This is a genomic window from Streptomyces atratus (genome assembly GCF_014648655.1).
Classification (GTDB): domain Bacteria; phylum Actinomycetota; class Actinomycetes; order Streptomycetales; family Streptomycetaceae; genus Streptomyces; species Streptomyces atratus.
In genome coordinates, this window is sequence record NZ_BMRN01000037.1 from 1 (window position 1) to 21,256 (window position 21,256).

The window sequence follows — 21,256 nt, forward strand, 5'->3', positions numbered from 1 at the left end:
GCTCCCGCCACTGGAAGTGGCAACCGCTGGGCACTGGCGCCGGTTCCCAGCCGACGGGGCTCTTGATGCCTGTGGCGGATGCGTGATGCGCACGAACTGCTGTGGAAAAGCCAAGCCCGCCCACAGAAGAGAGAGTCACCTCGAGAATGCGCCTTCAGCAGGTACAGGTCATCCCCAGAAGGCACCGCAAGGGTTCAGAGCCGGCCCCGACCCAACCCCCTCGGGGGCATCATCCCCGCATCGGACCAGCAAATCCGATGCGGGATCCACCGGTCCTGGATGACCACCGGTGGATGATCAGAGTACGGCTGGGGAAGCCGCACTCAGCCGCGGGGCGGAATTCGCAGTCGCTCAAGGGACAGCGGCGACTGGTACACCGAATTCCGCCCCGCGGCTGAGTGCGAGGCCAAGAGAACGAGCCGGACGCTCCTACAACCCTGATCACTCGTCACCCGACGTATTCATCGGCAGATTCCTGCGCTCCGGGCAACAGTCGGACTCGCCAGCCACCGTCCTCATGCACCGGGTCTGACGTTCCGTCAATCTCTGCGCATGAGCGCGCGCACGTTCCGTGACATCGGGGGGCCGGTCAGGCGCCCTGTCCCCATCGAGACTGCGCGGTGAGCAGATGGTTCGACCCATCGATGTGGATCGGAGCGGGCGTCGGCCTCCATGGCCCGAACCTTCCGGTGAGTCGTCCCCGTTCCGGCGCTCCTGTGCACGGCGCCAGCCGATCCAACCAGCCGGGACCCTTCGGTAACGGCTGGCCGGGCCCGGCCCTCGACGACGTGCCCGGCCGCGAGGCGCTCCCCTCCCCGGAGCCCTCCGTCAGTGTTGCGGACCCGCGATGACACCGGGGCGCCATGTCCTTGCGGCCCTGAACAATCCGGAGAGCCCTAACCGGGCAGAGAGTCCTGGCACGCGGTGTCTCCGAACTCGCCCTGTCCCACGGTGACAAGAGCGGTGACCTACCGACCTCCGGGGACGTCATCCACATCACGATGCAAGAATTCGCCGTCCTTCTGGACAGCACCGTCGGCGCATCGGCGCTGTGCGCGAACGGAATCGACGGCTCTGACGCCGGGCGCGGGTCAGGGCCGTCACACGCATCCCGCCTGGAGCACCGGAGAACTCGGCATGCGACTCTGTTGACACCACGACCACGCCACGGTGGTGCCGCTTCCCACGGACGGACTAGCCGCTCATCTCCGTGGAGATCGTGCTGCGCAACCGATTCCGATCCGCTCGTCATCCCTATTTGAGAATCGCCACGCGCCGATGGATGCGGCCGAGCCGACCGGCGGCAGAGCTGCCGGCCGGCCGAATGCGCCTCACCGCAGGAATCCGCTGCCGGTTGGGCTCCTCATGCGCGTAGCCAATGGCGGAGCGACCTCCACCCACCGCACGAAACGGCCCTCACCACGTTGTCCGGCACCACGCGCGCAGGCGAGCGCGTCCATCACCTGGGTTCCGCGACCGCGCTCCAGCGCAGGGCGCTCGGGGCAGACCGCCGCCGGACCGGCCGGGCCGCCGTCGGTGACCTCCACGCGCACCATCGACCGTCCGTCGCGGGAGAACATCTGCCAGGTGATACCGAGGTCCGGCAGGGCGTAGCAGAACGCGTTGGTCACCAGCTCGGAAACAACCACCTCCACCCGGGCGCCATAGTCCCCGCTCAAGCCCCAGCGGTTCAGCAGGTACCGGGTCAACCGCCGAGCCCGGGCCGGCGAGGAGACCGAGTGCGGCAGCGGGCAGGTGAGCCACCGCGACGGCTGGATGGAGGCCCGGCGGCCGGCTCGACTCCCCCTGCTACTGCCGCACGCAGCGGTCCCGCCCTTCTCACGGACCGGCTGCTCCGGCGTCCCGGCGCGACGCGGGTTCTTCTTGCTCTTCATCGTTCTCACAGCACGTCGTGTATGGGGTCCGGTTCGGCGGGGATCGACCCCAGCCGCCCGGCCCGGTAGTCCTCGGATGCCTTGTGCAGCTCCTCCCGGGTGTTCATCGCGAAGGGGCCGTAGACGGCGACCGGCTCCCGGATCGGCTTACCGCCGAGCACCATCATCTCCAATTGCGCGCGGCGGGGCCGTCTTCAACCGGGACGGCAGGTTCACGCACCGCTGGACACCGTGGAACAGGTCTTGCTTGCCCACCAACTGCAGGAAATGCCCAGCTCAGACGCCCGCCTCAGAAGGCGGATCGCCCCGGGGTCCGTGCCACCTGTCTGGCAGAATGATGAATACGCATGCAAAGAGGAGGCGGACGATGCCGCGGGCCGGATCTGCGACCAGCTCCCGGGCGTTCAAAGTCGGGGTGTGGCGGTCACTGATGGAGGTTCACAACTCCGTGCTCCACGAGATCGAGCAAGAGCTCGCGGAGCGCCATCGCCTCTCGATCAGCGAGTTCGACACCCTGGTGAACATCCCGCTCAAGGGCACGCGCCTGCGCGAACTCAAGGACCGGGTGGTCCTGACGCAGAGCGCGGTCAGTCGCTTGTGCGACAGGCTGGCCGACCGCGGCCTTGTCACACGCTCACCGCTGGAAGAGGACATGCGTGGCGCAATGATCCATCTCACCGACGCAGGGCGGAAACTGCTCCGCAGCGCTGCCCGCACCAATGCCGAGGTGGTGGAAAGGACGTTCGCCGACCGGCTGACACAGACACAGCTGGACTCACTGCGTGAAATCCTCGACCAGCTGAGCACGGAGCAGAGCCACCCGAAGGGTTGCGACACCACCGGGTGACGTCGCGGCGGCGATGCAAACCGATGCTCCCGGCCTCTCTCCCCGTACTCATCCGGGTGTGGCAACTTGAAGCCGGCCCGTTCCGGACTGCTCACGGAACCGCAGCGGCTGCCTCGACACCGGTGCGACCCGCAAGACAAGCGTGTCGACAGCTTCCGGTGGCCTGTCTTGGCCACCGCGCCGCCCTGCCAGCGATAGAACGCCGGCACGCCACCGGGGGCATGGTGGATGCGGGTGCACACCGGCAGGTCAAAGTTGCAGCGCAGCGCCGTCTTGCCCGGGAGCAGCGAGGCCGGACGCCCAAATCCGGCTGGAGTACCGCCACTGCTTCCACAAGCCGCCGGACACCGTGCCGCGCAGGACACGTCCTCGGACTGTGCCCGGAGGTCAGAACCTCCCGGCGTGATCCAGATCGACCAGGAGGCGCTCCACGTCGGTCATGAGGGATCCGTAGACATGCCAGGCACCCGGCTTGACCAACGCGCCTCGGCCGATGAGGTCGGTCATGGTGTCGTGCCACGCCCTGGCACGGTCGATCGCTGCACGCAGTCCCTCACGGGCTTCCGCCGGACGGGCTGCGCTGTCGACCTCGACGAACGCCTCAACTGCCTGCCCTGCCAACTTGAGCATCTCGGCGTACCGATCGAGGAACTGCTGTCCAAGGTGGTGGTCTGTGTGGGCGTCGTCCACGTTGTCGGCCAGCGTTCGAGCAATGCCACGCACCTGGAGAGATACACCATGCAATGTGTTGAGCATGTCACCGTAGGTCACAGGCCGGCGCTGCGGACGCACCGCCCAGCAGGTATTCCAGCGCAGACTCTCCTGCCCCTGCTGCACGCGTTCGCGCGCGTCCGCGACCCGCCGCCCCAGCCCCCTCCCGTCCTCCACCCAGCCGTGCGCGCGGGCGACATGCTGCCGCTCCCGCAGCCCGTGACTCATGTCGCGCAGCAATGCCCCCATGACTCGGGCGAGGTCTCGAACCGCGCCATCGGATTCGTCCAGATGAATCGGCGGCAGGACCAGCGCGTTCACCGCAACTCCCACCACCGCACCGCTCAGCGCCGCGGTCGCCGTCAGGACGACGTGCCCGACCGGAGCCGCGGCCGCGGCGGTGAGCGTGAGAACCGCCGTCGATGCGACCTGGAGCCGGTCGTCGGAAGCTCGGCTCCCGGCCGCTACCAGGGCGATCCCCACGATGCCCGCGATACTCCCGGCGGTGGACCCCAGCAGCCACACGGTGCCGAGAGCCAGCAGCACTCCCGCCGCCCGGGTGGCCATGCTCCGCGCGGCCTGCGTCACGGAGCGGTACACCGTCGCGGCATTGACCATGAGCAATGCGGTGGCCACAGCCACATACGGTCGCTCCCCCTGGATCCAGAGAGTGGCGAACTCCCAGGCGAGCAGCGCCGCGATCAGGTTCTTGGCGCCGTGCACCAGGGCATGCCATCCCCAACCGCGGCGGGTCGCTTCGACGAGTCGCGTCAGCGGCGGCCGCAGGCCCAGTGACGATGGCGCCCGGCCTTGCCGTCGATCAATAGTTGAAAATTGCACAATCCATAGGGTGGCACACTTTGCCCGGTTTGAGTGAGTGGCCTCCCCCACAGCGAATCGAGCCGGCCAACCAACCAACAAGCCGACCACACCACCCTCCCTGGACCACCCGGACCCAAGTTCGGGCTGACCGTTTGAAGGCCCTGGACCGGGCCGGGCTGCTGCGGCGCGTCCACGGCGGTGCGACCCCGGCCGGGCGGCTCGACTTCGAGCCCGAGCTCAGCGAGCGCGATGCGGTGGCCATCGATGAGAAGGAGCGCATCGCGGCCGCCGCGCTCGGCGAGCTCCCCACCGACGGCAGCGTGATCATCGACGCGGGCAGCACGGCCGCCCGACTGGCCGCGGCCATCCCGCTCGACGCCCACCTCACCGTGGTCACCCATGCACTGCCGGTCGCCGCCCGCCTCGCCGACCACCCCGGCATTGCGGCCGGGTCCGGCACCGTACCCGTGCCGCGGTCGATGCCTGGGCGCTGAACGCCTACAGCGAGATCAACGCCGACGTCGTCTTCCTCGCCACCAATGGCTTCTCGCCGAAGGGCGGTCTGACCACGCCGGACCTGTCCGAGGCCGCCGTCAAGCGCGCAATGATCCCTGCCGCCCGGCGAGTCGTGCTCCTGGCCGACTCCACCAAGTTCGGCCAGGAACACTTCGCCCGCTTCGGCGACCTCGCGCAGGTCGATCTGCTCATCACCGATACCGGACTCGGCTCCGACGACGCCCTCGCCATCGAGGCCCAGGGCACGGAAGTAGCACGCGCCTGATCCTCACCGTCACCCCCAATCCAAGCCTGGCCCGTACATACGAGCTGCCCGGGCTGACCCGCGGTGCCGTGCTGCGTGCCACGCACGACCGATTCGACCCCGGCGGCAAAGGCATCAACGTCTCGCGCGCGGTCGCGGCAGGCGGCCACCGCACGATCGCTGTCGCACCGCTCGGCGGGCCTGAGGGCGCACTGCTCGCCCGGCTGCTCGGCGAACACGGCATCGAGGCGGCCGGAGTACCGATCGCCGGCAGCACCCGTATCAACGTCACGCTCGTCGAACCCGATGGAACGCTCACCAAGATGAACGCGGTAGGCCCGGAGATCACCGTGGCCGAGGCGGGGGTCCTGATGGATGCCGTACAGACCCGGTCGGCCACCACGGACTGGATCGCCTGCTGCGGCAGCTTGCCCCGTGGGCTGCCCCCGCAGTGGTACGCCGAGCTGGTGGCCCGGAGCCACCGCGCCGGGGCCCGGATCCCCCTCGGCACCTCTGGCGCGGCGCTGACCGCGGCGCTGCGGGAGCCGATGTGGTCAAGCCCAACGCGGAGGAGCTTGCCGAGGCCGTCGGTCGCCCGCTGGCGACGGTGGGCGACGCCGTGAAGGCGGCGGAGGAGCTGCGCGAACGCGGCGCCCGATCCGTTCTGGCCAGCCTCGGGGCCGACGGGCAGTTGCTGGTCGACGGTGCGGGTACATACTTCGGCAGCGCCCGGGTGGACGCGGGGGATGCGCAGGGCCGCGGAGGCGCCGGCCCCGGCGACCGAAGAGCCCAAGATCTCCGTCGCCGCCTGACGGACTGCCCCGTAACCCCGCTCCCCCACCACACAGGAGAGTTCACCATGCATCAGCGCACCGTCGCCGTAGGTAACCGCAGCGGTCTGCACGCCCGCCCGGCCTCCGTGTTCGTCCAGGCAGCTACCCGGCAGCCGGTCAAGGTGACCATAGGTCGGGACGGTCAGAGCGCGGTCGACGCCCGGAGTCTGCTCTCCGTGCTCGCCCTCGCGGAAGCCGCGGTCGAGGAGCTGGCCGCGCTCCTCGCCCGCGACCTCGACGCCACGCCGTAACATCAACAGCCCCGCCGCCCCCGAGCGCACAACGGCTTCGGGGGCGGCGGGCGTTGCCGTGCAGTGCTTCAGCCGCCGGGGCCGTCGTGTCAGCAGACACCGTGTCCCACGCAGGTCGTGTTGCATTGCACGAGGGCTGAGGGCCCCGTTGTGTCGCGTGCCATGGTCGCGGGGCGCTGACATACGTGTCGCGTCGCGGGCGGCAGCACGCCCAGTCCCGTGGAAGAGCGTAGGGAAGAGGGAAGTTTGAATGGCCTGGGTCACTCCTCCCGGGGTGCACGGCGGCATCGGTGCGGTATCACTGGCCCGGTGAAGACGACGCCAGCGACCACCGGTACCCTGCTCCGTCTGCTGCGCGAGGAGGCCGACGAGGCGGCGTTCCGTGCAGTGGATGCCGAACCGCAGCTCGTGGACGAATCGGTGAACGTACGGTCGCGGAGGCCGAGCACCGATTGCGCGGCGAGATCCTCGAAGACCTGCTGGGCGCCCCGCACCGCGACGCCGAAGGGCTGCGCCGCCGGGCCGCGCTGGTCGGACTCGACCTGGAGCGTGACCATGTGGTGCTGGTGGCCCGGGGTGGGGATAACGGCAGGCGGCACCGCATCACGGAACTGGCGGGCGGCCATGCCACCCGGCTCGGCGGCATCGCGGGCGAGTACGGCGGCAGCACCGTCGTCGTCCTGCCCGCCGTCGAAGACCCGGGCGGCGCCGCCAGTGCCCTCGCCGAACTGCTGACCGCCGGAATCGGACACCCCGTCACGGTCGGTGCGGAGCACGCGGCATCCGGCGCCATGGCCGTCGTCGAGGCACACCGCGACGCCGCCCGCTGCCTGGACGTACTGGTCGCGCTCGACCGCGCCGGCGAGGGTGCCTGCCGCGACGACCTCGGCATCTACGGCATACCGCTGGGCTCGGCGGGCCGCGACGAACTGGACCGCTTCGTCCGCCGCACGATCGGCCCGCTGGTGGAGCACGACGAGACGCGGGGCAGCGACCTGGTACGCACCGCGTTCACCTACTTCGCCCACGACGGCAACCTGAGCCGTACCGCCAGCGCCCTGTACGTCCACGTCACCACGCTCTACCAGCGCATCGACCGGATCTCGGCGCTGCTCGGACCACAGTGACGCCACGGCGACCACGCGCTGCAGGTCCACCTGACCCTCACCATGCGACGAACGGCGAGTCAGGGCCCTGACGAGCTCTTGCATGGTTGGCACGAGGTCGCTTTCGACCTCGTGCCTGCGCTTCTGGATCCCATTGTCGAAGCAGGTGGGCCGACGGCCCTTGCTGCCGTGGCACCGGCGGTCGGCCCGCTGGTCTCTTGGCTCGGGGACGCCGTGCTCAATCCTGCGTCTCCGCAGGTAGCGGCGGTTGCGGGGCGTCGCCTCATTGGCTGGGCGTACTGATGAACGCGGGCGGGCGGCGCCCGCCCGCCGGGGCCACTCGGTCCGGCGCCGGCAAACGCCCCGGATGAGGGGGCCACCGCGCAGGAGGCGGAGGGAGCAGCGGCACCATGCGTTCTCACAAGGCATCAGGAACATGGTCAGTGGACACACCGCAGCCTTTGCCCAGCCGGAATCGTCGGTGTCCCCGCCATCGGCCCTCATGCCGAGCCGACCCAGGACCCCGAAGTGACCTAATCGGTATGTTGCCTGGTGTGGTGTTGGCTACCGTGCCGATCGGCTGCTGAGGGAGAAGGTTGCAATCCGTCGAAGGTGCACGGCGTTCGGCGGCGGCGAGCGCGATGCGGTCGAGGAGTTGCGCCGCCTCGGGTGCGCCGGTGGCGCTGCCATCCTTGACCGCGGTGGTGCCGTGCCCGGGGGTGTCCGCGAGGTTCACCACCATGACGTCGCCGACCGCCAAGGCGCAGGCGACAACCGGCGCCGCGAACCGGACCAGACGCCGGCGCGGGCGCGGGGCCCGGGGGATGAGGCTGCCGGGCGGTTCGACGGGGGTGGCCTTGTGCAGCAGTGCTTCCTTCACCAGCAGTTCACGGTCGGGGCCCAGGCCGGGGACCGGCGGTGGTGGCAGCAGGTCGGTGAGGCCGAGGCGTTCGGTCTCCTCGGACCGGTGGTGCGTACGGCGTCGCGGGGTGCTCAGCCCACCTCAGGTCTGCCCTTCCGCCTGGGACCCGTCCGCCTCACACTCATCCGTCGCAGGCCCACTCACTCCGGTCGCCCCTGCCCGCAGCCCGTCCATCACCAGGTCCAGCAGTCGCCTCGCACGCGGGTGCCAGTCGCTGTGCGGGTCGATCTGCCAGAGCCCGGCAATGGCGAGCACGAAATCGTCGGGGGTCAGCCCCGGGCGGATGGTGCCGGCCTCCTCGTTCGCGTTCAGCAGGAGCGTGACCGCCTGGGTCACCGGGCCGTGACCCAGCTGGGCCAGGCTGCCGTACCGACTGGTGGCCTTGCGCAGCGCGTCGGCCAGACCGGCCTTGGCCATGGCGTACTGGGCCAGGCGATCCATCCACTCCCTCAGGGCCTGGTCAGGTGCGCGGGTCTGGAGCAGCTGGGCAGCGGTGTCGGCGACCTGCTGCATCTCGTAGCGGTAGACCTCCAGAACGAGGGCCTCACGGTTGGGGAAGTTGCGGTAGAACGTCCCCTGCCCGACGCCCGCCTTCCTCGCGATCGTGCTGAGCGGAGCATCCGCGGCCCGCGTCAGCTCGGCCAGCGCGACTTCCAGGATGCGCTCGCGATTCCGTTGCGCGTCCGGGCGCAGAGTCGCGTTCTTCTCTTCCTGCACTCGTCCTCCTTCCGGAATCACAGCCAAGCCCGGCCTTGCTAGCCGGACAGCTGTCCGCTAGGTTCGATGACAAACGGACAGCTGTCCGCTTAGGTCCACCATAGCGGTAGATCCGGCCAGTGTGGCCGACCGGTGCCCATCACCGCTGGTCCATTCATCCGCATCTCCCTCTCCCTCCCGGGCTGTCTGCCGGGATCGTCTCGTTCGACGCGCATCAGCAACGCGAAAGAAGGCTGATCATGGCCCCATCGACGTCCAGCGCCATCACTCTGAACATCAATGGCGAGAAGTACACGCTGCCCGTCGACCATCGCACCACCTTGCTCGACGCCCTGCGCGAGCAGCTCGATCTGACCGGTACCAAAAAGGGCTGTGACCAGGGCCAGTGCGGCGCCTGTACGGTGCTGCTCGATGGGCGCCGGGCCGTTTCCTGTCTCCAGCTCGCAGTCGCGGCCGAGGGGCGCGCGATCACCACCATCGAAGGCGTGGCCGATGGTGAGCGGCTGCATCCGGTACAGCAGGCCTTCCTCGACCTCGACGGCTATCAGTGCGGTTACTGCACACCGGGGCAGATCTGTTCGGCCCTCGCGGTGATCGAGGAGCACGCGGCGGGCTGGCCGAGCGCCGTAACCGACGATGTCCGGCCCGATGCGGGAGTGCCTGCACTCACCGCCGAAGAGATCCGCGAGCGGATGAGCGGCAACCTGTGCCGCTGTGGCGCCTATGTGTCGATCGTGCAGGCGGTCGCGCAGGCGGCAGAGGCGGCCGGGGCCGAGGTCAAGGAGGCGGCACTATGAGGGAATTCGGTTACGAACGCGCTTTCGACGTCTCCGGAGCGGTCGCGCTGCTCGGCGCCGACCCCGACGCCCGCTTCCTCGGCGGCGGCACCAACCTCCTCGACCTGATGAAGGCCGGCGTGGAAAGGCCCGCTCTGCTCATCGACGTACGCGAACTTCCGCTCGACGGAGTGGAGTTAACCGACGACGGCGGGCTGCGCATCGGCGCGACCGTCACCAACAGCGATCTCGCAGCTCACCCCGAAGTACGGCGTCGCTACCCGGCGTTGGCGCAGGCCGTCCTGGCCGGCGCTTCGGGACAGCTGCGCAACATGGCCACCGTCGGCGGGAACCTGCTCCAGCGGACCCGCTGCGGCTACTTCACCGACCTGAGCAAACCCTGCAACAAGCGGGCCCCCGGCAGCGGTTGCCCCGCCCTCACGGGCGAACACCACAACCACGCGATCCTCGGCACCTCGGAGCACTGCGTCGCCACCCATCCCTCGGACATGGCGGTCGCACTCGCCGCCTTCGACGCCGTCATCTCGTACGAAACGGCGGACAGGCCGGGCGAGTTGCCGATAGACGAGTTCTATCTGCCCGTGGGCGAAACCCCACACATCGAGACCGCCCTTCCTGCGGGGGCGCTGATCACCGGCGTCACGCTGCCGCAGGCCCCGGTCGCCATCCACTCGCGGTACCGAAAAGTGCGCGAGCGCGCCTCGTACGCGTTCGCGATCGGCTCAATCGCCGCCGCGCTCGACGTACAGGACGATGTCGTACGCGAAGTGCGCCTCGCGTACGGGGCCGTCGCGTCCCGACCGTGGCGGGCCCGTGCGGCCGAGCAGGTGCTGATCGGCAGCCCGGCGAGCGCGGAGGCGTTCGCCGCCGCAGCAGATGCCGAACTGGCGGCCGCCGAGGCGCTTCCCGAGAACGGATACAAGGTGACGTTGATGCACAACCTCGTCGTGGCCGTGCTGACCGCACTCACCGAGGAGGCCGCCCGATGACCACAACGACCCGAATCGCTGCCGTGACGGGAGCCGTAGGCTCCGCCCGTACCCGTGTGGAGGGCCGCGACAAGGTCACCGGGGCAGCCCGCTACGCCGGAGAGATCCCCTTCGCCGAACTCGCGCACGGCTGGCTGGTGTTGTCGACCGTGGCCCGTGGCCGTATCCGCTCCGTTGATGACGCCCCGGTCCTGGCCATGCCCGGCGTTCTCACCGTGCTGCACCACGGGAACGCGCCACGCGTCGAAACCGACTATGTGGGCATGCTGGGGCGACCGAATCCGGTCCTCGGGATCTTCCAGCACGACCGTGTGCCCTTCGTCGGCTGGCCGGTGGCGCTGGTCGTGGCCGAGACGTCCGAGCAAGCCAGGGAGGCCGCCGAGGCACTGGTGGTCCGGTACGACGAGGAGCCGCACGACGTCGCGTTCTTCGCCGGACACCCCAGTGCGTACACGCCGCAGGACAACCCGATGCTCCAGGCCGAGACGGAGAAGGGGGACGTGGAGGCCCAACTCGACGCGTCCCCCGTCGTCGTGGACGAGGAGTACACCACACCGGAAGAACACCACAACCCGATGGAGCCGCATGCGGCGACGGCTCGCTGGGACGGCGGCCGGCTCGACGTCGTCGACTCCAACCAGGGCAGCACCTGGGTGGCGAGCGAACTCGCCCAGCTCTTCTCCCTGGATCCGGCCTCCGTACGGGTGCGGTCCGAACACGTCGGCGGCGCCTTCGGATCGAAGGGGCTGAGCCCGCACCAAGTGGCCGCCGTGATGGCCACGACCGTCCTCCACCGCCCGGTCCGCGTAGTGCTGACTCGTCGTCAGATGTTTTCCCTCGTCGGTTTCCGCAGCCCCACGGCGCAGCGGATCAGGCTCGGCGCCGACGCCGACGGCCGACTGCGCGCGTTCGACCACCAGGCGCTGAGTCTTACGTCGACCGTGCATGAATTCATCGAGTCGAGCGCCGTACTGGGGCGCGTGATGTACGACGCCGACGCGCATCACACCCTTCACCGGCTCGTACGGCTCGACGTGCCGACCCCGGCCTGGATGCGCGCACCGGGCGAGGCACCGGGATCTTTCGCCCTCGAATCCGCCCTCGACGAACTGGCCGCGAAGTGCGGCATGGACCCGATCGCGCTGCGCGCACGCAACGAACCCGAGACGGGTCCCGTGTCCGGGCTGCCGTTCAGCAGCCGCAATGTGCTCGCTTGTTTCGAGGAGGGCGCCCGCAGGTTCGGCTGGGCTGACCGGGACCCGCGGCCCGGCCTGCGCCGTGAGGGGCGCTGGCTGCTCGGAACCGGTACGGCGGCGGCCACCTACCCCTCGGGAGTCGGCCCGTCCACGGCGGCCGTGACCGCGGAATCGGACGGAACCTTCACCGTGCGGATCAACGCGGCGGACATCGGGACCGGGGCAAGAACCGCGATGACCCTGGTCGCGGCGGACGCGCTGGAGGTAGATCCGGACCGCATCCGTGTGCGCATCGCGGACAGCGACCTCGGCCCGGCGATGTTCGCCGGCGGCTCGATGGGTACGCGCTCCTGGGCGTGGGCGGTGACGGTCGCGGCGGACGAACTGCGGGAGCGACTGTCCCCGGGAGGCGGCATTCCGCCGGAGGGGATCACTGCCCGGTCGAACACCGCCGAGGCCATCGGCGCCCTCGCGAAGAAGGAACGGCACTCCTTCGGCGCGCAGTTCGCCGAAGTCGCGGTGGATGTCGCCACCGGTGAGGTGCGCGTGCGACGGCTGCTCGGCATCTACGCCGCAGGCACCATCGTCAACCCGCTCACTGCCCGCAGCCAGTTCATCGGCGGAATGACCTGGGGGCTGTCCATGGCCCTCCACGAGGAGGCGATCAGGGACCGGGCCTCCGGCGGCCACGTCGGTGCCGACCTCGCCGGCTATCACTTCGCCGCGCACGCCGACGTGCCGCTCATCGAGGCGGACTGGGTGGACGACCCCGTCCCGGACGACCCGGTCGGGATCAAGGGCATCGGCGAGATCGGCGTCGTGGGCGTCGCCGCCGCGATCGCCAACGCGGTGTGGCACGCAACCGGCGTGCGCCACCGCGACCTGCCGATCCGTCCGGACCGTGTCCTGCGTGCGGCGGACGGAGCGCGGCATCGAGCGGCGGAGGGCGCCCGGAATGCTTGACATCGCCGAGGAGCTCAACCACTGGTTCGAGGAGGGCCGGGACTTCGCCGTCGCCACCGTCGTGGCCGTCGGCGGCAGCGCGCCGCGCGGTCCCGGCGCCGCCCTGGCCGTCGACAGTCACGGCACCGCCATCGGTTCCGTCTCCGGCGGTTGCGTGGAAGGGGCGGTGTACGACCTGTGTGTCCAGGCGCTCCGGGACGGCCGGACCGTGCGCGAACGGTTCGGATACAGCGACGAGGACGCCTTCGCGGTGGGACTCACCTGCGGCGGCGTCATCGAAGTCCTGGTCACGCCGGTGCGCGCGGACGCGCCGGTGTTCCAGGCAGCGGTGTCGGCCGCGGACCGAGGAGAGGCGGCGGCACTCGCCCGGGTGGCCCGGGGCCAGGGCGAACTGCTCGGCAGGGCGCTACTCGTTCACCCGGACGGATCGTACGAGGGCAGCCTCGACGGGCATCCGGAGCTGGACGAAGCGGCAGCGGCGGAGGCTCGCGCGATGCTGGACACCGGCCTCACCGGCACCGTCGAGATCGCGGAGGACGGGTCAAGTTGCCCGGGCGGAGTGATGCTGTTCGTGGAGTCGAGGGTGCCGCCACCCCGGATGATCGTCTTCGGCGCCGTGGACTTCGCGACGGCGCTCGTACGGGCGGGCAAGTTCCTCGGCTACCACGTGACCGTGTGCGACGCCCGGCCGGTCTTCGCCACGCGTGCCCGCTTCCCCGCAGCCGACGACCTCGTGGTCGACTGGCCGCACCGCTACCTACGGCGCACCGCGACCGACGAACGAACCGTTCTGTGCGTACTCACCCACGACGCCAAGTTCGACGTTCCTCTGCTGGAGGCTGCCCTGCGGCTGCCGGTCGCGTTCGTCGGCGCGATGGGCTCGCGCCGCACCCACGAGGACCGCAACCGGCGCTTGCGCGAAGTCGGCGTCACCAACCGCGAGTTGGCCCGCCTGCGCTCCCCGATCGGCCTCGACCTCGGCGCCCGCACCCCCGAGGAGACCGCCCTGTCCATCGCGGCGGAGGTCGTCGCGGCGCGCCGGGGCGGGACGGGGGTTCCGCTGACCGGTTCGAAAACGCCCATTCACCATGACGTGGACGGGAACGAGGAGGGCGAGGCCCGCTCCCGAGCGGCGGCGTGACCCGGCCGCGGCGGCGAGGCCATGAAGGCCGGGGCGTCGCCGTGCAGGACGACCGGGCCCAGGGTTTGACGTCCGCGACACGGAAACGCAGTTCGGCTCCCGTTCCTGGACGCCCGTACCCGCCGGGGGAGCAGCACAGGGACGCCCCCTGGCGGACGCAGGGCACGGGGCCTCCTCAACGAACGGACACGCCCGGCCACGCCTGCGTGCGGTCCAGGGCGAACATGCCCGGCGCAGGCACAGCCGGCCCTCAGTCGTTCAGGCCCCACTTGGGCGGGAACCATGCCCGCAGCGGCCTGGCATCGAGCCGGTACGACTGTTTGATGCAGCTGCGGCCGCTGATGCCGGCGATCTCCGGGTGCGCGACCCTGGCGTACTTGTCAACCTCACAGAGCAGGTTCTGGCAGTCGATCAGTTGGAGAGGCCGTCCCTTCAGTCCGTGGAAGGGGAGATCGAGGCGGGCGAAATGCTCCTGTTGCGAGTCGGCCATGTAGCGGATGACGTCGGCTTCGATGCCGTCGGCCGAGCGGCCGAAGCACTTGCGGATCCCGTCGCGCGCGCCGGGGCCGGGCATGACGAAGTCCATCTCGGAGAACGCCATCTGTGACGCGTAGTTGAGATCGACGGTGAACTGGTAGGCCAGGAACGGGCCGATCGCCGGGTAGCCGAGGAGCACCTCGTACGCCTCGCGCATCGTCGCGGCCTCCAGGACACGTCCGGGCACGCCCGCGGTCATCATCATCTCAAGCAGCCGCAGGTGATTGCGGTGCTTGCGCCCCTCCCCCAGCTGCGGCGGGGGCACGATGCAGGCGGCCGAGTACAGTCGCCGGCCCTTGGTGAACGCCGCCGACAGAATCTGGTCGTAGGCCCGGTAGTCGTAGGCGTCCCAGCGCACTTCGCCGAGTTCGCAATGCGGGCCCCGTCGGCGATAGCGTCGCGGGCGCCGGTATTGCCCTCACCGCGGTATCCGTCGCCGACGCGGTTCACGACTCGGCCAGGAATGTGAAGGACCTCTTGGCCGTGGCCTGCGCGAGCCAGGATGAGAGCGGGTTCGCCGCCAGCCACGTCGACGGCCCAGATCAGGTTCATCGTGCTCCAGACGATCGTGTGTGCAGGTCCTGCCGCAGACGACCGCGCCGACACAACCTTACACAGCGGTCTCGGTCGCACTTCCCGATCCGGCGACCGGTTCGTCGCGGGGTGCTGAGCGGCCAAGTCACAGCAGCCCACGGGCGGCAGCCAAACCCCGACTGGGAGGTACGAGTGAGTTCCGCTCTCAGTGGCCGCGCGCGAGTCCCTCGACGCCAAGTACGTCCAGGCCGTCGAGGACGAGGTCGATGCTGACGGCTGCGAGCAGGAGCCCCAGAAGTCGGCCGAGCAGCTCCACTGTCGCGTGATGTGTGGCGCGGAGTACGCGCTCCAGGAGCAGGATGCACACAAGGTCGAGCACAATCACAGCGAGGTACGCGTCGGCAACGGTGGAGCGCCAGGTCCAGGTGGAGCGTGCTGTCGCTTCGATGAGCAGTGCTGTCATGGCCAGGGGGGCGTGTCAGGCGTTGCGTGTCAGAGCCTCGGCGTGTGCGCAGGCCGTTGCCGAGGATCTGTAGCCCGAAGACGAAGGAATGGTCGGCACGTCGGCGCCCGCCCGGCGCGGCGTGTGGTGTTACTGGTCAGCAGGAGACCAGTCCGGAGTGCACTCCAAGGGCGCCGCCCTGAAACGGGTTGCCGTAAGAGTCAGAACAACTATAAGGTCATTACATGTCACGTGTACGACAGGCAGCCGAGGACGACGTCGCGGAACTCGTACGCCTGCGGGCGTTGCTGTTCGAGACCCTCGGCGGCGACTTCTTCAACCCCTCATCAGCAGACGACGACTGGCGGCACACCCTTGCTGCGGTACTGAAGGAACAGTTGGCATCCGACGCCGTTCGGATCCTCGTCGTTGACGGCAACAACGGCCTTGCCGCCTGCGGCATCGGAACCATCGAGCAACGACTGCCCGGCCCGCACCTACGTAACGGCCGGATCGGACATGTGATCGGCGTGGTCACCGATCCGGCGAATCGACGGCGCGGCCACAGCCGCACGATCATGCACAGCCTGCTCGACTGGTTCCGGGAACGTGAGGTCGCCCGAGTGGACCTGTACGCCTCTTCCGACGGCGAACCGCTCTACCGCGCACTCGGCTTCGTCGACCACCCCGACCCCTCACTGTGCTGGCGTCCGTGACAGGCGACCCGCCGCCTTCAAAAAACCTTTGCTCTCTGAAGATCGCTCGCCGGAGTCTCACAAACTGCGGCCGGAACTGAAGGCATGTGACGCCTTCCTCGACCCGGGCGACACTCTTGTCATCCCGAGCCTGGACCGCTACAGGCGGCCCCTCCAGGATCCCGTCCCTCCTGGCAGGCCATCAGGTGGTTCGCGCCGCAGTGGGTACGGGCCCACAAGGCTTCGCTTCCGTTGCGGCTCCGCCACAGCAGCCTGCGGAGAAGACCGCGGTCGTGGCAGTGGTCCCGGAACGCTGCCGGACCCGTGCACCGGTCGCACTGATTGACCCGAGCAGGCGAAGGGCGGGGACGCACTGTGGCGGACTCCGCTGTGCTCGCCCACGTGCGCGCGATGCGCCGCATCCGGGAGGTCCGGGCAGGGCTGTCCGGCGAGGTGGTCATGGGCAGCAGCACGCCGGGGACCACTGACACTCTCGAACAGTCGCACTTGGCCGACGAAGCGCATGGGCCCATCGTGGCCCTCAAGTTGGACGAGGGACTCGTGTGCAGAGCTAGCGGAATGCCACCGGCGGGCGAACGCCGCTGAAGTCGATCGCGCGGTCCGCCTCGCGCAAGGTCTGCTCGGCCACCCGGCGCGTCTCGGCCAAAACGTCCCCATGCTCCTCCACAAGCCTGGCGTAGATCGGTGCCTCGGACCTGTCTGCGGGACTCATGTTGAACTTTCTGTCGGGGTACGGCCGCCTCCCTCCGGTGAGGGGAAGCGGGGGCCGAGTATACGCGCTGCAGGCAGAATGCCGCAGAGTTGACCGGAGGTCGGGCAGCGACAGAGCGGTGCCGCCCAGCACAGCCCCGCGCCCGCGCCGAGCAGGTGGCTTGACAAGGCTGGTTCATCGGCAGTCGGCGGTGCGTCAGGTGACTGGTTGGGACGGCCCGTCCGCGATCGACACACTTCAGCGGCGTTGACAAAGCCCGTCCGATCGGCCTGCGAAGGACTCCCGGGCGGGCGCCGCCTCCCGCACTGCCCGAGGCCTCGTTTTCGCGCATGAGATGCGCGCGGACACAGGAGTCTCTCGCCGAACGTTCGACGCGATCAGCGGTCCAGGACGAGGCCGGTGCCACTCAGGCAGCCGTCGATCAGGTCGTCGGTACTGCCGCATCTTGAGCTTGCGCTTCACAGCCGGTGTGATATGGCCCGGGTCGGCGGCAGCGAGGCTTCCCCACGTCCGGGTGCTCCGCCAATCCTCCCCCGTACCTCCACATCACCGACGTCACCCACAGCCTCTCAGGGATGAAAGGCCTTACCTACTGGGCCCGGTGGTCCCACGTTCCCGGAATATCCGGCTGGGCGCCCTTACGGTCGGCCTGGGTGTCCTGTCAGACACCTCACGGCTTCAGTCGGCCAAGACTCCTGGAACGAGGCCACCGTTCACGGCTCGCGTCCAGAGCGTGTGGTGCCACTCGTTGGCTTCGAGAGCGGGCTGGGTGGTCAGCACCGGATTCGGGCCGGTCTCGATGAGGTGCAACAACGACCATGCAACGCCGTAGCAGTCGTCGGGACCGAAGCACGCAACCAGCGCCTTGGCCTCGTCCGCCGTAACCGGTCCGGAGATCTCCTTGAGCTGATTTTCGCGCCTGTCGATCTCCCCTTCACTCGCGTCCCAGTCGAGGAGAGGACCATCGGCGACGAACAACTGCACTGCGGATCTCATACTTCGAATGATCGGCTGCTGCCGCCGGCTGAGCAAGCCGTCCTGGCAGGAAGTCCGACCGCTCCTGGGCCGCTGCTATCCGAAGCTGCCGACGATCACCGGTGTGCCGACGAGCCCGCTCTCGCGGCCGACTTGGAGCACCGTCGGCAGGAACTACCCCTCGAAGAAGCCGGGAACACCGATCCGGGCAGGGGACCGGCAGACCTCAGCAGCGGGTTGGTACGGATGCGCCCACGGTACCCCAGCACTCCGCCGAGGGCGTCTGAAGCGACGCCCCAGCCAGCATCGACGCTCCGGGGTCCGTCTCGCGGAACGCGGGGACGGATACCAAAAGACGGCCGGCCCGTCGACCAAGTGCCGGTCACACCGCTCAGTGGAAAACCCGATCAGCATCTCAGTCACGGGCGCGCCTGCGCAAGCTCGGCGACCGACACTCACGGACCGGGTCGTGCGGGAGCTGGATGGGCCCTCAATGAACCACTGTGCCGGGCCTGCGAGCCTGCGGTCGGCCACCCCGCAGTGAGCCCGCCCAGTCCGTCGTGCCGACCGTGCGGGCGCACCATCCACCCCAACTGGCCGCCCCTCGCCTGCCGGATGGTCCCCTCGTGCCCGGCTGCGCCGCTCCGGCCAACGTGGTCAAGGCTGCAGATGAGATTCAGCAGCGCGTCGCCGACCGTCACGCGCAGCCGGTACGAACCGACCAGCGGCCAGGAGCTGGCGCCGTGGCCGCAAGACCGAGGGCGAACACCCGGAGCTCGTCGGCTGGCGCTGCCCCCGCTCGGGCCCTGTCAGCGGCTACCGAGATTCCGCGCAGCGGGCAGGATCAGCGCGGAGCGGTCCTCAAGGACCGCATCCCACGCCACGCAGTGGAAGCGGCCGGCCCGAAGGCCGGACCCTGGATCCCTTCGTCGCTCATGTGGCGTCCCCGGTCGGCCTGTGCCACACGAGCCTCGGGGTGCGCGCTTCCTCGCCGGTCCCCTCAGTCGGGGGAAGCAGAGTTAATCGGTCCCCCTCCACTTTCCATCGGCGCTCCTGCTTGGTACCGACCCACGGACGTAACGACGCCACGTGCAGGTGGTGAACGACCAAATCACCCATTACCTCGTAGGCACCGGCGTACCCCAGGTACGGAGATGTCCTGAACAAGGTCGCCGTGTCAACTGGCTCGCCCGTCCCCGTCTCCGTCTCCGCTGCCGCGCCGGACTGCAGGTCCGGGTTCAGCATGCTCACGGACATGTGGCCGTCCGCGGTGTAGGTGATCAGTCCTGTCGGACGATGTCCCAGGGGGTGTTCGAGCGTGTGACCGGAGACGTCCACGATCGCGACGGTGCTGAGCAGCCAGGCGCCTACGAGCGGATGCTCGGACGCATCCGGCCGGTGGGCGGGTCGACGGTGTGGTTCGGTGCGGGACGGGGTGTACACGTGTTTCCTTTCCAGAGCTTCTGGACTTCTGGACTTCTGGACTTCTGGACTTCTGGACTTCTGGACAAAGCTGCGTAGGGACGATTTCGTCCTCCTCCCTACCCGTGCAACAGACCGCAGATGCCACGCAGGCCCCGCGACACCAGCTGGTCCCCCTGGGATGTCCGAAAACCCCCCTCTGTGGGCGCCTTCGGCGCCCACAGAGCATGGGCATGCCCGGACACTTTTGCCATGTGGCTTTTGACGCTGAGACACGAGTGCGGCTGTCACTCAGCGCCGAGATCCCCCTCATCCACGGGACCGGTTGTCGCAGAGTTCTGGTTCTGACTCAACTCCGGCATCGATTCCAAAGGACCGGCCGCACGACGGTGCCCGGCCAACGGCTCTACGGGCCATCACCGCAGGTCAGGGCGGAGGGGCCATCATTGACGGGCATTCAGGACGACCCGCGCGCACCTCCCACCCAGGCAGTGTCAACAAAGACACGCTGCCACCAGGGGGTGAGCGGGCGTCAGAAAGTCGCCCAGAAAGGCTAAGGGTGCATCAACCATCATAAATTGAAAGGTAATTGACAACTCATCCGATTATCCGGCAATCACATACGGGTGTCCCCTGTACCCCAATCGGCGCCCCGCACCAACCCTCCAAGGTGTCCGATATGAGAGCTATGGGGACCGTCACTACGTTCAATCACAGGCCGACTGCCCGGCCGACCTCTCTGAGACAGGAGAAGTGACATGGTTACCCGTTCCACCGTCGTTTCCGCAGCCATCGTGGCCGTCGCGGCACTGGCCGCCACCGGCATCACCTACGCCTCGGCCGCCACCATCGAGCCGGCCCATGCATCCCCTGTCGCCCAGCAGGCCACCGCCCTCGTTTCGGCCCTCGACGGCGGCGACGCCGGCAAGGGCAATGAAGGCAAGGGCAACGACGACCGGGGCTACGACGACGACCGGGGCTATGACGACGACCGGGGCCACGGGGACCGGGACTACTACGAGGGTCGGATCCAGATCAACGAGCGCACGTACACCGACGACCCCGCTGGCTGCATCACCGTGGTCAGCGGCCTCGGCTCCAACAGTCTCAACATCCGCAACGACAGTCGCAGGACCATCGAGGTCTTCCGCGGCGCCACCTGCGACAACGGCGCCCCCATCGCCACCGTCGGACCTCACAGCTCCAGCGACGGTGTGTTCCCCGGCCACGTCCGGGGCGGCGTCTTCGTCCACGACGGCGTCGTGGGTAGCTTCCGGGTGCTCTCGCGCCACTACGACGGCGGCTACGAAGGCGGGTACGAAGGCCGGTGATCGAGACACCCGCATGACACAGAACCCCGGCCCGCCGGAATCGGGCCGGGGTTCCGGTCTGCGCACCCCCTACCTGCACAACCCGGTCCCAGATGCTCACACGCACCCGGCCAATGCCCGACACCCCACACACCTGCCGCGTCCAAAAGAACCGGACGGCAAAACATCGGCAGCCCAGCCAGAACACCCGCCCTCACACGCCCCACCGCCTCTGAACAACCGCACCCAACACGCCCCCTGAACCATTCCGGGTTTGATCGAGACCCCAGGCTGCGACAGCGATCCGGGGCCTTTTGTTCTGTTGGCCTTGGGTGGCTTCGTATTCGGTGGGTGGGACGTAGCCGATCTCACCGTGCACCCGACGGTGGTTGAACCAGTCGACCCACTCGGCGGTGGCCAGTTCGACCTCGGACAGCGTCTCCCAGGAAGTCCGTTGAACCGTCGGGTGTGCGGTCACCGAAGATGACGGAAAACGCCATCAGCACGATGAAGGGGAAGACGATGACGTCGACCCACATCCACGTCCGCTCGTCGACCACCCACAGCCAGATGATCGAGGCGGCATAGGCCAGAGCCGCCACCACGCAGAATACGAGAACTTCCGGCCTGGTACGCCGTTGCTTCTTCACGGGAAAGG

General features: G+C 68.9%; 18 protein-coding genes and 4 pseudogenes. 11 read left to right on the forward strand and 11 right to left on the reverse strand.

Going from position 1 to position 21,256, the window contains the following annotated elements; all coding sequences use genetic code 11:
- Positions 1-1,331: 1,331 nt before the first annotated feature.
- Together IEZ15_RS47345 and IEZ15_RS34180 are read right to left on the reverse strand one after the other, a co-directional pair.
- Positions 1,332-1,895 carry an ATP-binding protein gene (locus IEZ15_RS47345; RefSeq protein ID WP_373302681.1) on the reverse strand — a complete coding sequence of 188 codons (564 nt, stop codon included), beginning with the start codon at positions 1,893-1,895 and terminating at the stop codon, positions 1,332-1,334.
- A gap of 5 nt (positions 1,896-1,900) precedes the next feature.
- A pseudogene (locus IEZ15_RS34180) lies at positions 1,901-2,068 on the reverse strand (pirin-like C-terminal cupin domain-containing protein); the annotation flags it as partial.
- A 257-nt stretch (positions 2,069-2,325) separates the two neighbouring features.
- Between IEZ15_RS34180 and IEZ15_RS34185 the strand changes: the two are divergent.
- Positions 2,326-2,742, forward strand: coding sequence for a MarR family winged helix-turn-helix transcriptional regulator (locus IEZ15_RS34185; protein ID WP_189280820.1), 417 nt, complete (start codon positions 2,326-2,328; stop codon positions 2,740-2,742).
- Positions 2,743-3,129: 387 nt separating this feature from the next.
- Here the strand turns inward: IEZ15_RS34185 and IEZ15_RS34190 are convergent, their stop codons facing one another.
- Positions 3,130-4,176 (reverse strand): aromatic acid exporter family protein, encoded by a 1,047-nt coding sequence (locus IEZ15_RS34190; protein ID WP_189280821.1) that lies wholly within the window; start codon positions 4,174-4,176, stop codon positions 3,130-3,132.
- A 239-nt stretch (positions 4,177-4,415) separates the two neighbouring features.
- Between IEZ15_RS34190 and IEZ15_RS34195 the strand changes: the two are divergent.
- The 4 genes and pseudogenes from IEZ15_RS34195 to IEZ15_RS34210 form a co-directional block, all read left to right on the forward strand.
- Positions 4,416-5,056 (forward strand): annotated as a pseudogene (locus tag IEZ15_RS34195) (DeoR/GlpR family DNA-binding transcription regulator); the annotation flags it as partial.
- Positions 5,053-5,813 (forward strand): annotated as a pseudogene (locus IEZ15_RS34200) (1-phosphofructokinase family hexose kinase); the annotation flags it as partial. The pseudogenes IEZ15_RS34195 and IEZ15_RS34200, both read left to right, overlap by 4 nt.
- Positions 5,814-5,894: 81 nt before the next feature.
- Entirely contained in the window at positions 5,895-6,119 is a 225-nt protein-coding gene (locus IEZ15_RS34205; protein ID WP_189280871.1) for an HPr family phosphocarrier protein, read from the forward strand.
- Positions 6,120-6,571: 452 nt separating this feature from the next.
- Positions 6,572-7,246: a PucR family transcriptional regulator gene (locus IEZ15_RS34210; RefSeq protein WP_229846304.1), complete on the forward strand. Its 675-nt coding sequence runs from the start codon at positions 6,572-6,574 to the stop codon at positions 7,244-7,246.
- Between the two features lie 397 nt (positions 7,247-7,643).
- Here IEZ15_RS34210 and IEZ15_RS34215 read toward each other — a convergent pair whose 3' ends face one another.
- Positions 7,644-8,105, reverse strand: coding sequence for a hypothetical protein (locus IEZ15_RS34215; protein WP_189280823.1), 462 nt, complete (start codon positions 8,103-8,105; stop codon positions 7,644-7,646).
- A gap of 123 nt (positions 8,106-8,228) precedes the next feature.
- Positions 8,229-8,864: a TetR/AcrR family transcriptional regulator gene (locus IEZ15_RS34220; protein ID WP_189280824.1), complete on the reverse strand. Its 636-nt coding sequence runs from the start codon at positions 8,862-8,864 to the stop codon at positions 8,229-8,231.
- A gap of 239 nt (positions 8,865-9,103) precedes the next feature.
- On the opposite strand from IEZ15_RS34220, the gene IEZ15_RS34225 reads away from it, so the two are divergent.
- Genes IEZ15_RS34225 through IEZ15_RS34240 form a run of 4 tightly spaced genes read left to right on the forward strand, consistent with a single transcriptional unit; the run spans position 9,104 to position 13,950 of the window.
- Positions 9,104-9,661, forward strand: a complete 558-nt coding sequence (locus IEZ15_RS34225) for a (2Fe-2S)-binding protein (protein WP_189280825.1) — start codon at positions 9,104-9,106, stop codon at positions 9,659-9,661.
- Positions 9,658-10,650, forward strand: coding sequence for an FAD binding domain-containing protein (locus tag IEZ15_RS34230; RefSeq protein ID WP_189280826.1), 993 nt, complete (start codon positions 9,658-9,660; stop codon positions 10,648-10,650). The genes IEZ15_RS34225 and IEZ15_RS34230 overlap by 4 nt, the downstream gene beginning before the upstream one ends.
- A complete protein-coding gene (locus IEZ15_RS34235; RefSeq protein ID WP_189280827.1) occupies positions 10,647-12,809 on the forward strand; it encodes a xanthine dehydrogenase family protein molybdopterin-binding subunit in 2,163 nt (720 codons plus the stop codon). Before IEZ15_RS34230 ends, IEZ15_RS34235 begins: the two co-directional genes overlap by 4 nt.
- Positions 12,802-13,950 carry an XdhC family protein gene (locus tag IEZ15_RS34240; protein ID WP_189280828.1) on the forward strand — a complete coding sequence of 383 codons (1,149 nt, stop codon included), beginning with the start codon at positions 12,802-12,804 and terminating at the stop codon, positions 13,948-13,950. The genes IEZ15_RS34235 and IEZ15_RS34240 overlap by 8 nt, the downstream gene beginning before the upstream one ends.
- 250 nt (positions 13,951-14,200) lie before the next feature.
- Here IEZ15_RS34240 and IEZ15_RS34245 read toward each other — a convergent pair whose 3' ends face one another.
- Positions 14,201-14,845 carry a nucleotide kinase domain-containing protein gene (locus IEZ15_RS34245; RefSeq protein ID WP_189280829.1) on the reverse strand — a complete coding sequence of 215 codons (645 nt, stop codon included), beginning with the start codon at positions 14,843-14,845 and terminating at the stop codon, positions 14,201-14,203.
- Positions 14,846-15,226: 381 nt separating this feature from the next.
- Positions 15,227-15,484, reverse strand: a complete 258-nt coding sequence (locus IEZ15_RS34250) for a MarC family protein (protein ID WP_114248600.1) — start codon at positions 15,482-15,484, stop codon at positions 15,227-15,229.
- 224 nt (positions 15,485-15,708) lie between these two features.
- On the opposite strand from IEZ15_RS34250, the gene IEZ15_RS34255 reads away from it, so the two are divergent.
- On the forward strand, positions 15,709-16,179 hold the full coding sequence (locus IEZ15_RS34255) for a GNAT family N-acetyltransferase (RefSeq protein WP_189280830.1): 471 nt from the start codon (positions 15,709-15,711) through the stop codon (positions 16,177-16,179).
- Between the two features lie 550 nt (positions 16,180-16,729).
- Here the strand turns inward: IEZ15_RS34255 and IEZ15_RS34260 are convergent.
- From IEZ15_RS34260 to IEZ15_RS47350, 3 genes are all read right to left on the reverse strand, one after another.
- On the reverse strand, positions 16,730-16,891 hold the full coding sequence (locus IEZ15_RS34260) for a hypothetical protein (protein ID WP_189280831.1): 162 nt from the start codon (positions 16,889-16,891) through the stop codon (positions 16,730-16,732).
- A 678-nt stretch (positions 16,892-17,569) separates the two neighbouring features.
- Positions 17,570-17,887 (reverse strand): hypothetical protein, encoded by a 318-nt coding sequence (locus IEZ15_RS34265; protein WP_189280832.1) that lies wholly within the window; start codon positions 17,885-17,887, stop codon positions 17,570-17,572.
- A gap of 912 nt (positions 17,888-18,799) precedes the next feature.
- Positions 18,800-19,579: a lipocalin-like domain-containing protein gene (locus IEZ15_RS47350; RefSeq protein ID WP_373302682.1), complete on the reverse strand. Its 780-nt coding sequence runs from the start codon at positions 19,577-19,579 to the stop codon at positions 18,800-18,802.
- Positions 19,580-20,046: 467 nt separating this feature from the next.
- Between IEZ15_RS47350 and IEZ15_RS34275 the strand changes: the two genes are divergently transcribed.
- On the forward strand, positions 20,047-20,619 hold the full coding sequence (locus IEZ15_RS34275) for a hypothetical protein (RefSeq protein ID WP_189280834.1): 573 nt from the start codon (positions 20,047-20,049) through the stop codon (positions 20,617-20,619).
- Between the two features lie 313 nt (positions 20,620-20,932).
- Here the strand turns inward: IEZ15_RS34275 and IEZ15_RS45490 are convergent.
- Positions 20,933-21,031: pseudogene (locus IEZ15_RS45490) on the reverse strand (integrase core domain-containing protein); the annotation flags it as partial.
- Between the last annotated feature and the right edge of the window lie 225 nt (positions 21,032-21,256).